At 66.2% G+C, this 11,542-nt stretch carries 8 protein-coding genes and 4 pseudogenes; 6 read left to right on the top strand and 6 right to left on the bottom strand.

Translation table 11 applies throughout. From position 1 onward, the window contains the following. The 3 genes and pseudogenes from MCHLDSM_RS14415 to MCHLDSM_RS39300 all read left to right on the top strand — a co-directional run. The gene (locus MCHLDSM_RS14415) at positions 1-2,511 is read left to right on the top strand and encodes a heavy metal translocating P-type ATPase (RefSeq protein WP_459542935.1); all 2,511 of its coding nucleotides are present in this window, start codon (positions 1-3) and stop codon (positions 2,509-2,511) included. Then, positions 2,417-2,881, top strand: a pseudogene (locus MCHLDSM_RS14410) (HAD-IC family P-type ATPase); the annotation flags it as partial. The gene MCHLDSM_RS14415 and the pseudogene MCHLDSM_RS14410, both read left to right, overlap by 95 nt. Positions 2,882-3,430: 549 nt before the next feature. Further along, positions 3,431-3,955, top strand: a 525-nt coding sequence (locus MCHLDSM_RS39300; protein WP_412178255.1) for an adenylate/guanylate cyclase domain-containing protein, incomplete at its 5' end; no start/stop codon positions are given. A 304-nt stretch (positions 3,956-4,259) separates the two neighbouring features. Here MCHLDSM_RS39300 and MCHLDSM_RS14395 read toward each other — a convergent pair. The 6 genes from MCHLDSM_RS14395 to MCHLDSM_RS14360 all read right to left on the bottom strand — a co-directional run bounded on the left by MCHLDSM_RS14395 (position 4,260) and on the right by MCHLDSM_RS14360 (position 9,692). Continuing rightward, entirely contained in the window at positions 4,260-4,856 is a 597-nt protein-coding gene (locus MCHLDSM_RS14395) for a hypothetical protein (RefSeq protein WP_011896135.1), read from the bottom strand. Between the two features lie 172 nt (positions 4,857-5,028). Next, the gene (locus tag MCHLDSM_RS39295) at positions 5,029-5,370 is read right to left on the bottom strand and encodes a hypothetical protein (protein WP_048470725.1); all 342 of its coding nucleotides are present in this window, start codon (positions 5,368-5,370) and stop codon (positions 5,029-5,031) included. A 249-nt stretch (positions 5,371-5,619) separates the two neighbouring features. Beyond that, the gene (locus MCHLDSM_RS14380; protein WP_011896134.1) at positions 5,620-5,901 is read right to left on the bottom strand and encodes an SHOCT domain-containing protein; all 282 of its coding nucleotides are present in this window, start codon (positions 5,899-5,901) and stop codon (positions 5,620-5,622) included. A 422-nt stretch (positions 5,902-6,323) separates the two neighbouring features. Next, complete coding sequence (locus tag MCHLDSM_RS14370; RefSeq protein ID WP_011896133.1) at positions 6,324-8,282, bottom strand: heavy metal translocating P-type ATPase; 1,959 nt, start codon at positions 8,280-8,282, stop codon at positions 6,324-6,326. Beyond that, positions 8,279-8,662 carry an ArsR/SmtB family transcription factor gene (locus MCHLDSM_RS14365; RefSeq protein WP_011896132.1) on the bottom strand — a complete coding sequence of 128 codons (384 nt, stop codon included), beginning with the start codon at positions 8,660-8,662 and terminating at the stop codon, positions 8,279-8,281. The genes MCHLDSM_RS14370 and MCHLDSM_RS14365 overlap by 4 nt, the downstream gene beginning before the upstream one ends. A gap of 73 nt (positions 8,663-8,735) precedes the next feature. Beyond that, positions 8,736-9,692, bottom strand: coding sequence for a L,D-transpeptidase (locus tag MCHLDSM_RS14360; protein WP_011896131.1), 957 nt, complete (start codon positions 9,690-9,692; stop codon positions 8,736-8,738). A gap of 136 nt (positions 9,693-9,828) precedes the next feature. Between MCHLDSM_RS14360 and MCHLDSM_RS39290 the strand changes: the two are divergent. From MCHLDSM_RS39290 to MCHLDSM_RS14350, 3 pseudogenes are all read left to right on the top strand, one after another. Continuing rightward, positions 9,829-10,238, top strand: a pseudogene (locus tag MCHLDSM_RS39290) (cytochrome c biogenesis CcdA family protein); the annotation flags it as partial. Position 10,239: 1 nt separating this feature from the next. After that, positions 10,240-10,800: pseudogene (locus MCHLDSM_RS39285) on the top strand (cytochrome c biogenesis CcdA family protein); the annotation flags it as partial. 114 nt (positions 10,801-10,914) lie between these two features. Then, a pseudogene (locus MCHLDSM_RS14350) lies at positions 10,915-11,542 on the top strand (copper resistance protein CopD); the annotation flags it as partial.

Raw genomic sequence — 11,542 nt, 5'->3', positions numbered from 1 at the left:
GTGGATGACGGGATCATCGAAGTGGCCCACGTCATCGATGGCGACACGACCAAACCCCGCCTGTGTGTGCACTACGACGCCGAGGCTGCGTCCGCAACAGAAGTGCAGCGGCGGGCTCTGCAGGCGGCCGACACGATCACGTCGACGTACGGGCACCTTCGCTGGTTGACTACAGGCACTCATGACGACGAGGCGATACGAACTGCGCTCGCCGACACGCTCTCGACGATGCCTGGCGTGGTCGCCGCAGTAGCGACACCCGATTCGATCGAGCTGGAGTTCGAGCGGGCGACGGTGACGGCCCAAGAGCTTGTAGACGTCATTGCTGCGCAGGTGGCGCCGTCGAGGAGTGCCGCCGCGGTTGAAGCCGCCGTCGCGCACGAGAGAGACGGCGCCGACCATCAACATGGTCACGGCGGGATCTTCGGCGAGCGCACCGAACTGGTCTTCGCGGGACTGGCGGGCTCGCTGCTGCTCACGGGCTGGTTACTGGCTGCCTTCGCCGATACGCCGCGCTCGGCCGAGGTGGTGGTCTACGGCCTGGCGTTCTTCTTCGGCGCGTTCTTCACCGTGCAGGAAGCCTTTGCCAGTGTGCGGCAGGGCCGGTTTGAGATCGACTTCCTCATGCTCGTCTCTGCCGCGGGTGCGGCGGCGCTCGGCGAAATCGCCGAAGGCGCGCTCCTTCTGTTCCTCTTCAGCGTCGGACACGCACTCGAGGGCTATGCGATGGGCCGGGCTCGCCGGGCGATCGAAGCGCTCGCCGAACTCGCCCCGAAGACGGCGCTGGTGCGGCGCGGCGGCACGGGCGACACCGTCGAAGTGTCCGTTGCGGACCTGCGCGTTGGGGACATCGTCGTCGTGCGCCCCAACATGCGTCTGGCCGCAGACGGCTTCGTCGTGGCAGGCAGCAGCAGCATCGATCAAGCCCCGGTGACCGGGGAGAGCGTCCCCGTCGACAAGAGTCCGGTCCCGGACGTGGCGGCAGCCGCCGCGTCACCCGAGCTCATCGACGCGGCATCGCGGGTGTTCGCCGGCACCATCAACGGTGCCGGCGCCATCGAGGTTCAGGTGACCCGGCTCGCGGGTGACTCCACCCTGGCCCGCGTGGTGCGTCTGGTGGCCGAGGCGCAAACCAAGACCACCTCCACGCAGCGCTTCACCGACCGGTTCCAGCGCGTTTTCGTGCCCGTGATCCTGGTCGGTGTGGTCCTGCTGCTCTTCGCCGGGTTCGTGGTCGACGAGCCGTTTACTGACACGGTGTACCGGGCGCTTGCCGTTCTGGTGGCGGCCAGTCCGTGTGCGCTGGCGATCGCCACGCCCAGCGCGGTGTTGTCGGCGGTGGCGCGGGCGGCGCGGGCCGGCATCCTGATGAAGGGCGGTGCCGCATTGGAGGAACTTGGCCGGGTCGACGTGCTGGCCTTTGACAAGACCGGCACCCTCACCGAGGGGCGGCCCAGGATCGCCGATGTCTGCGCCACAGCAGACAGCGACGACGCCGAACTGTTGAGGATCGCCGTGGCCGTGGAGGAGCAAAGCGACCATCCGCTCGCCCGCGCTATCGTCCGCGATGGCCGCGAGCGCCTGGCCGGTGCGGTGACACCCCGCGCGTCCGACGTCCGTGCGGTGATCGGCCGCGGCATCGTCGCGTCCGTCGATGGGATTGAGGTCTGGATCGGCAAGACGGAGTTGTTCACCGACGCCGCTCAGCCCCCGCCGCTTGAGTTGGCGGCAGAGGTGGATCGACTCGAACAGGCGGGGCGCACAACGATGCTCGTCCGCGCGGGCGACCGATGGTTGGGCGCGATCGGATTGATGGACCTTCCTCGGCCGGAGGCGTCGGCGGTCGTAGCACGTCTTGCCGCACTCGGCGTGAAGAACACCGTGATGCTGTCGGGGGACAACCAGCGGGTGGCCGATGCCGTCGCCGCCGAGGTCGGTGTCGCCGACGCTCGCGGCGATCTGATGCCCGAGGACAAGGTGGCTCAGATCGCCGCCCTCCGGGAACGCGGCGGCCGCGTTGGGATGGTCGGTGACGGTGTCAACGATGCGCCCGCGATGGCTGGCGCGAATGTGGGTATTGCGATGGGGGCGGCGGGCTCCGACGTGGCGTTGGAGACCGCTGACGTTGCGTTAATGGCCGACGACCTGCGCGCGTTGCCGTTTGCGGTGAGCCTGAGCCGCCGCTGCTCGCGCGTCATCAAGCAGAATCTGTGGGCCAGTCTCGGAATCGTCGCGGTCCTCATCCCGGCGACGGTCTTTGGTCTGGGCATCGGTCCCGCCGTGCTCATTCACGAAGGCTCTACTCTTATCGTCGTCGCCAATGCGTTGCACCCGTGGATGATTCGGCGTACTGTACACCGTGATGCTGTCGGGGGACAACCAGCGGGTGGCCGATGCCGTCGCCGCCGAGGTCGGTGTCGCCGACGCTCGCGGCGATCTGATGCCCGAGGACAAGGTGGCTCAGATCGCCGCCCTCCGGGAACGCGGCGGCCGCGTTGGGATGGTCGGTGACGGTGTCAACGATGCGCCCGCGATGGCTGGCGCGAATGTGGGTATTGCGATGGGGGCGGCGGGCTCCGACGTGGCGTTGGAGACCGCTGACGTTGCGTTAATGGCCGACGACCTGCGCGCATTGCCGTTTGCGGTGAGCCTGAGCCGCCGCTCCTCCCGCGTCATCAAGCAGAATCTGTGGGCCAGTCTCGGAATCGTCGCGGTCCTCATCCCGGCGACGGTCTTTGGTCTGGGCATCGGTCCCGCCGTGCTCATTCACGAAGGCTCTACTCTTATCGTCGTCGCCAATGCGTTGCGCCTCCTCGGGATGCCGATGCAGTCGATAAACCCAGCAGCGCCGCGCGTTGAGCGTGCAGAAGAGACGCCATGACGATCGACCCGTTCAGCGCTGCAGATGAATTCGAGCATGCCGACGTCGACACTGTGGTCATCTTCGTCGACATCGCGGGGTTCACGGCGTTCACCGAGGCCCACGGTGATCATCGTGCTGCCGAACTGGCAGATCGGTTCGCCACCATAGCNTGACGATCGACCCGTTCAGCGCTGCAGATGAATTCGAGCATGCCGACGTCGACACTGTGGTCATCTTCGTCGACATCGCGGGGTTCACGGCGTTCACCGAAGCCCACGGTGATCATCGTGCTGCCGAACTGGCAGATCGGTTCGCCACCATAGCCGCCGGGGCACTCGGGCCCGGCGACGACATGATCAAGACCCTCGGCGACGCCGTGATGATCACCAGTTCGGACCCCGCCGCGGCGCTGGCTTTCCTTCGGCGACTCCACGACGAAACCCGGCGTATCGACGGCTTTCCGTTGCTGCGCGCAGGCATCTGTGCCGGGGCGGTGGTGAAGCGCCGCGGAGACGTCTTCGGGTCGACGGTCAACACCGCAGCCAGACTGGCCGCCGTCGCCCGGCNCTGCGCGCAGGCATCTGTGCCGGGGCGGTGGTGAAGCGCCGCGGAGACGTCTTCGGGTCGACGGTCAACACCGCAGCCAGACTGGCCGCCGTCGCCCGGCCAGGTCAGATCGTCGGCAACGCCGAGGCCGCGGCCGCGCTTCGGGGGACGGACTTTCTGGCGATGACGTCGTTAGGCGCGCTCCGGCTGCGAAACGTGAGTGCACTGGTGGAAGCGTTCGCCCTCGACGTCGGAACCCGCCACCAGGAGCACGTCGATCCGATATGTCGGATGCACGTCACGACAGATGCCCAGTCGCTGACGATCGCGCATGAGGAGGACACGTACCGGTTCTACTTCTGTTCGACGGCCTGCCTACGCCGATTCGCAGACCGCGTTGGCGATATGAGCACGTCGCCTGGTGACGGGGACTTGCAGTCCACGCCGTCGTTCTTCGCTGAAGTCGCGGCCCATTTCGACACGCTGGGGTCCTCGCCGAACGGGCGGGAGTCTGCGCCGTCGTCGACTCGTTCAACCTCCTCGTAGAAGGCCGATGATCACCATATTGTTGGGAGGCCAATATCGGGTACGGGCGTTGGCTTGCCGGCGTTCAGTGCCGCAATGGGGTCGCTGTTCGCGGTGGCTTCTGCGTCGCCTATGGCCGTTTCGGCAAGCTCACTGGACTTGTCGAGTTCGCTCAGGGGAGCCGAAGAAAGGGTTGGCTTGCACAATCCCCGACTCAGGCCGGCGTGGACATGCCTGCCGTGCCATCAGTCACCACGCGGTGCCCTGCTGCGGCGACTACCGGTACCTGTGGCGGCTCCGTCTGGTGGGGCTTTCTTGCTTCGGTTCAGCGGCCTGGTCCCATCATTCCGTGACCCATGCCGGGACCCATCATTCCGTGACCCATGCCAGGTCCCATCATCCCGCCGCCCATCATTCCGCTCATCATCGCCGGCATCCCTTCGACGACGAATCCGGTGACTTCGCGGGCGTGTTCGCGAATGGCGTTGGTCAGTTCTGGGTCGCTGGAGGTTTCGACCACCACCACGCCGCTGGGTGTGAGCGTGATCTGACGTTGATAATCGGCAGCACGGCGGAACAGGGTAGGCAGGCTTGAGCTCATGCAGGTGACTTCACTGCCCTGATCGAGGTGGGTATACATCGATGAGACGTGGGCCTGCAGTTCGGCGACGAGGTCGGCGGAGTCAGATTCGGTGGTGGTGCGCACCCCGCCGGGAATCTCTTCGACGCTGCGTCGAAGCTCGCCATGCCGCATGAACATGTTCATGTAGGCGCGCATGTCCATACCGGTCGCGCCACCCATCCCGGGTTGGGCACGGCTGACCGGTATGTCGATCATGTTGCGCAAGACATACCCCAGCCCGAAGAGGGCCCCACCGGTGGCCAGCATTCTCAGCGCCGCTCGCCTGCTCATTCCGGTCATTTCCGATGATCCCTTCGCGTGCTCGACATGTGCTGTGAGAATCGCGTTGTGGGCGAACGCGTGGTGCGAGTTGCGTCCGTCTTGGGCGTTGGCGGCTCCGTGGCCGACGATGGCCGGCTCGATGAGACAACTTGAAATTGCTGCCGTCGCAGCGTGAACCTGTTCTTGTGCGCTACGGCCGAGGTGTGGTTGGAGTGGTTGTCGGCGGCTGCCACTGGCCGGGCCCCCAGGGGCCAGAGGGCCCCATGTTCCCCGGTGACCATGAGCCCTGCGGCCCCATCATGCCGGGCCCCATCATGCCGGGTCCCATCATGCCGGGCGTTCCTTGACAATGCCCCCGATTGCCGCCGAAACCGTCGGTGGCCCTGCCGATGAAGAACCCGGAAAAGAACACCACCGCAACGATGAACACCGCAGCGGCGGCAATGCCACTCCACGCCAAGGCGTGGTTCACCCCTCTGCGCTCTCCGGCCCCGGCGATTCGTTCACTTGTCGATTCAGGTGTATCGGTCATGCNGTGGCCCTGCCGATGAAGAACCCGGAAAAGAACACCACCGCAACGATGAACACCGCAGCGGCGGCAATGCCACTCCACGCCAAGGCGTGGTTCACCCCTCGGCGCTGTCCGGCCACGGCGATTCGTTCGCTCGTGGATTCAGGTGTATCGGTCATTCTTCCAATCTCCTTCGCTGCATCCATTTTTGAGGTCCTCGGTCGACTGGCAATCCCGCTATCGGCCGACCGTGAGCCCGCGGCACGTGAGTCAGCGCGATTCCTGGTGTTCGCGCAGCAGCGTCATCCGCCGCCGATACTCATCCTCGTCGATGTCGCCGCGCGCAAACCGTTGGGCCAGAGCATTTTCGGGCTGCGACCAGGCTCCTGAATCCGCGCGGTTGCGCTGTGCATCGCTACCGGCGAGATGCCGGATGGCCAGCACGACCGCGGTGATCAGGGCGGCCGACAACAGCACCGTCACCGCGCCCATGAGGATCCACCCGCCCCATCCCCAACCGCCCCACATGCAGCCGTCTGTGCCGTACATCATGGTGGTGAACCTCCTTCACTCGACTCGCCGGGGGAATGTCTCACCTGACCACCAGGATGGACTGGCAGGGCGCTCTGACGGTAGGGCCGATGTGCCTCAACATGCCCGCAAGCCGTGCGGAAACCAGAAAAGTGCCTGTCTCCATGGTTCGGCATCAGCTCGAGGATCATTTTGCCCTGCTACTCGTCGGCGTCGACCCCATTGTCGAATACCCCTGCGGGTATATCAAGGACCCTTTTCGGGGGCGGATCTAACGAGACTTGGCAATCTGCCGCTACGGCCACCCGGCGGTCCATGGATATGCGCATGACCGGCCCTTTGTGTGCCGTGTGGGTTGCGGGTTGGCACGCAGCTTCAGCCCGGGTCGCTTTCCCTGCCACGGGCGTATGCACTCACCGAGATTGTCGGACAACTTCCGCCGATCATGAGGGCGCCGCTGCTGCGTGGGCCGTCGCTGGTTGGTCGGTCGGTGCAAGGGGCAGGGGCTTGGCGCGGCCGGCGCGCACACCATTGGCGATGACGACGACCTCGGCCAGCTCGTGGACCAGCACGACGGCGGCCAGACCGAGCACACCGAGCAGCGCCAGCGGTATCAACACGGTGATCAGCGCCAGTGACAGGCCGACGTTTTGCAGCATGATCCGTCGGGCGCGACGCGCGTGGCTGAATGCCTGCGGCAGGTGGCGCAGGTCCTCGCCCATCAACGCCACGTCGGCGGTCTCGATGGCTACGTCGGTGCCCATCGCCCCCATCGCGATACCGAGGTCGGCGGTGGCCAGGGCGGGGGCGTCGTTGATCCCGTCGCCGACCATGGCTGTGTTGCGCTGGGCACGCAGTTCTTCGATGAGCCGCGCCTTGTCCTCGGGGCGTAGCTCAGCGTGCACATCGTCGATACCGACATCTTTGGCGAGCGCGGCGGCGGTGGTGTGATTGTCGCCGGTGAGCATCGCGATGTGGTAGCCGTCGCGGCGCAGCTGGGCGACGACCTCGGCCGCCTCGGGACGGAGTTCGTCGCGCACGGCGATCGCGCCGACTGTTTGGCCGTCATCTTCGACGAGCACCGCGGTGGCGCCGGCCTGCTGCATCCGTACCACGGCATCAGCCAATGCGCCCGCATCGAGCCACCCGGGTCGGCCCAGGCGAATCGTGTTGCCGTCGCGGCGTCCGGTGAGCCCGGCGCCGGTCACCGCCTGCACGTCAGTAGCCGGGGTGACCTCGTCGACGGCGGCCAGGATCGCCGCGGCCAGCGGGTGTTCACTGCGCGCTTCCAGCGCTGCGGCCAGATCGAGCACCTGCTCGCGGGTGGCGCCGTGGGTGGTGGCCACCTCGATGACAGTGGGCCGGTTGGCGGTCAGGGTGCCGGTCTTGTCCAGGGCGACGCCGCGCACCGCGCCGAGGGCCTCCAGCGCGGCGCCACCCTTGACCAGCGCGCCGAGTTTGCTGGCCGCACCGATCGCGGCGACCACGGTCACGGGCACCGAGATCGCCAACGCGCACGGCGAGGCCGCGACCAGTACGACGAGGGCACGTTCGATCCACACGGCCGGGTCGCCGAGCAGGCTGCCGATCATGGCAATAAGGGCCGCGGCGATCATCACCCCGGGAACCAGCGGCTTGGCGATGCGGTCGGCCAATCGCTGGGAGGCGCCCTTGCGGGACTGTTCGGCCTCCACGATCTTCACGATGCGGGCCAGCGAGTTGTCCTGGGATGTGGTGGTGACTTCGACCTCCAGCACGCCGGTGCCGTTGATCGAGCCGGCGAACACCTCGTGGCCCGGTTCGGCTTCCACGGGCACCGACTCACCAGTGATCGCCGAGACATCCAGCGCGGTGCGGCCGCTGCGGATAATGCCGTCGGTGGCGATCCGCTCGCCGGGCTTGACCAGCATTCGGTCGCCGACACGCAATTCACGTGAGGACACGACCATCTCGGTGTCGCCGCGCACAACAGTGGCCTGATCAGGCACCAGCGACAGCAGGGCGCGCAGTCCGCGACGGGTGCGTGCCAGCGAATACTCTTCCAAACCCTCGCTGATCGAGAACAGGAACGCCAGCATCGCGGCTTCGCCGACTTCGCCGAGGAGCACCGCGCCCACAGCGGCGATGGTCATCAACGTGCCCACCCCGATCCTGCCTTTGGCCAGACGCTTCAGCGTGGACGGCACAAAGGTATAGGCGCCGACAACCAAGGCAACCGCTTCCAACGTGAGCACGACCGCCGACGGCGCACCTGCCCCGCCGGCGATCACCCCGGCCAGCAGGAACACCCCCGCGACGGCCGCGAACTGCAGTTCCCGAACCTGCCACAGGGATTCGGCCTGCTCCTCGGGCTGCCCGCTGACGTCGGCCTCGTCTCCGCCGCAACCGCAGGTGTCGCTCATCGCTTGGTCACCGCTTCTTTCTTCGTCGCATCGGCTCCGTAGACAGGGCACAGCACCACCTGGTTCCCGGTCGCGGCCAGCAGCGATTCCGCCGACGCGAGCAGATCCATCAGCTCTGGGCGATTCAGCGAGTAGAACATCTGCCGGCCTTCCGGGCGCCCGGTGACCAGGCCGCACTCGCGTAGGCAGGCCAGATGCGCCGACACAGTCGACTGCGCAGTGCCCAACACCCTAATCAGATCCACCACCCGGGCCTCCCCTTCGGTGAGGCGCTGAAGGATCGCCAACCGGGTGGGATCCGATAGGCCGCGAAACAGCGCTGCCGCCGGCGCCAGATCCGCGGCCGACGGGGAGGAACCCGCTCCTTTTGTCATCGCCATTCAACGATGATAGCGCTCGATTCCTATCAATCGTGGTGGGCCGGTGGGTTACTCGGTTACGCTCACCCAAATGTCAGATCTGCCAGTCCTGGGCACCGTCGTTCTCGTCGTAGATGCCGACGGAATTCTTGACGACGATCGGGTCCCCGCTGCCGAAGTTGTCGTAGAACCACTGCGCATTGGCTGGACTCAAATTGGGGCACCCGTGGCTGACGTTGCGCTTCCCCTGATCAGCGACTGACCAGGGCGCACCGTGAACGAAGATGCCGGCGTTGTTGATGCGCACCGCGTCTTGGACTTTGAGCTTATAACCTTCGGCTGCGTCGACCGGAACACCATAGGTGGAGGAGTCCATCACCATGTCGGCGAACTTCTCGAGCACGTAGTAGGTGCCGTTGGGCGTCTCGTATCCCGGCTTGCCTAGGGATACCGGCATGGTCTTCTCGAGTACGCCGTTGCGCATGATTTCCATGTGGAGGGTGGCGTTGTCGATGGTCGCTACCAACGAGTCGCCGGTGCGGAAGCTCGATTTCGTGCCGCTGGCGTCGATGCTGACCGTGGTGTCGGCGGGCCAGAAGTCGATGGGTCGCCATCTGAGTTGAGTCGTGCTCATCCAGTAGAACTTCCCGGGGACCGCGGGGGTGGAGGAGATGTGGACGGCTTGTTCGGCCAGCGTGCGGTTGGCGATTGGTCGTTGGAAGTTGATGATGATGGGTTTGGCGACGCCGACCGTCGAGCCGTTCGTCGGGTTGAACGTGGGGGGAGCGAAGACCGGTGGGCCGAGGTAGGGCACCGGGTTTTGGCCGGCTGGTGGGTCCTCGGAAGCTGCCGGCGACGAGCCGGGGGGCGGCCCGGTTAGCGCAGGGAGGAGGGGGCTCGGCGCTGTCGAGCCAGGGACCGTGAGGGGGTCGCCGGACCGGGGCAGGGGCGTCTGCGGCTCGGCGCTCGCCGACGGCGCGGTCAGCACGGTTACGGCTGTTAGTGGGGCCATCAGCATTGCCATGATCAGCTTGGGGGGCGGGCATCGCATGCGGCTTCCTCCCTCCGATGATTTGTTTCTACGTAGTTTGATAGTAGATGATGGCGTCGGGTCCGGCGGTATGGCCGTGACCTGCGTCGTTGTTGAGCGGTGTTGGACCGGTGGGTACGAAGGGGTGTCGGACTTCGTGGATGGCGTCACCGCGATCGCTACGTCTGGACACGTCCTTCTCGCGGTGTTCGTGTCGGCTTTGGCAGGGTTGGTGTCGTTCGCATCGCCCTGCGTCGTCCCTCTCGTGCCCGGGTACCTGTCTTACCTCGCCGCGGTGGTCGGCGTGGATGACCAGGCGCGTGCCCAGCCGCTGGCCAGGGCACGTCTGCGGGTAGCGGGGGCCGCGGGGCTGTTCGTTGTCGGCTTCACGGCGGTGTTCCTGATGGGAACCGTCGCGATTCTGGGTCTGACGACGACGATCATCACCAATGGAGTGTTGTTGCAGCGCATCGGCGGAGTCGTCACGATCGTGATGGGTCTGGTGTTCATGGGTTTTTTCCCTGCGCTGCAACGCGACGCACGCTTTACTCCCACGTCGTTGTCCACNGCATCGGCGGAGTCGTCACGATCGTGATGGGTCTGGTGTTCATGGGTTTTTTCCCTGCGCTGCAACGCGACGCACGCTTTACTCCCACGTCGTTGTCCACCCTGTGGGGTGCGCCGGTACTTGGGGCGGTGTTCGGGCTGGGCTGGACCCCGTGTTTGGGCCCGACGCTGACGGGTGTGATCGCTGTCGCATCTGCCAGCGAGGGGCCCAACGTCGCTCGCGGAATCGCACTCGTCGTCGCCTACTGTGTGGGCCTGGGCGCTCCGTTCGTGCTATTCGCGCTGGCATCCGGCCGGGCGATGCGGGCACTGGGCTGGCTGCGCCGAAACACCCGGCGAATTCAGGTCTTCGGCGGCGTGCTCCTCGTCGCGGTCTTTCGCGCTGGCATCCGGCCGGGCGATGCGGGCACTGGGCTGGCTGCGCCGAAACACCCGGCGAATTCAGGTCTTCGGCGGCGTGCTCCTCGTCGCGGTCGGCATCGCCCTGCTGACCGGGCTGTGGAACGAGGTGGTGTCGTGGGTGCGCGATGCGTTCGTCACCAACACCACACTTCCGATATGACGCAGTCGCGTTCGAGCGCACCGCGCCGTCGCTCTCCCCGGGGATCCATGTGCTGATCGTGAACCGCCGGAGCCGTGACGGTGAAAACATCGCGGGATCGGAGTGGGGGCGGTGATGGCGACGTCTGCCGCTCCCCGACGCTGGGTGGTGCGGGTTGTGTTGCTGGGTGTGGCAACGATTTCGGGCGTTACCGCCGCGGCGATCGGCGCTTTAGCGTTGCCTGAGGTTCTTGCGGTGACCGGGCTCAGCGATCCGGGGCCCTTCACTACCTACGGGCTGTCGTTCGTGCGCGCCGCCGGAGAGATCGCTGCGGTGGTGGCGATCGGACACTTCTTGTTCGCGGCGTTCCTCGTGCCGCCGCAGCCCAGTGGAGTACTCGACGTCGACGGTTACCGGGCGCTTAGGGTGGGCGGTGCCGCTTGTGCGGTATGGGCTGTGTGCGCTGCGCTGTTGGTGGCGCTGACGATCTCCGACGTGTCGGGGGTACCGTTGACCGAGCTCACCCCGCTGGACATATGGTCGGCGGCCGACCTGGTCGAAACCAGCGCGGCATGGCGCACCACCTCGATTCTGGCGGCGTTCGTCGCCGTAGCGAGCCTGACGGTGCTGCGCTGGTCGTGGACTCCCGCACTACTGGCGGGCGGCCTGATGACGTTGATGCCGCTGGCCGTGACGGGGCATTCCTCATCGGGCGGCTCACACGACATCGCGACCAACAGTCTGATCATTCACCTGGTGGCCG

The sequence above is a fragment of the Mycolicibacterium chlorophenolicum genome, assembly GCF_001044235.1.
Classification (GTDB): Bacteria; Actinomycetota; Actinomycetes; order Mycobacteriales; family Mycobacteriaceae; genus Mycobacterium; species Mycobacterium chlorophenolicum.
The sequence above is the reverse complement of the archived record's forward strand: the minus strand, read 5'-3'. Positions and strand labels throughout refer to the sequence as shown.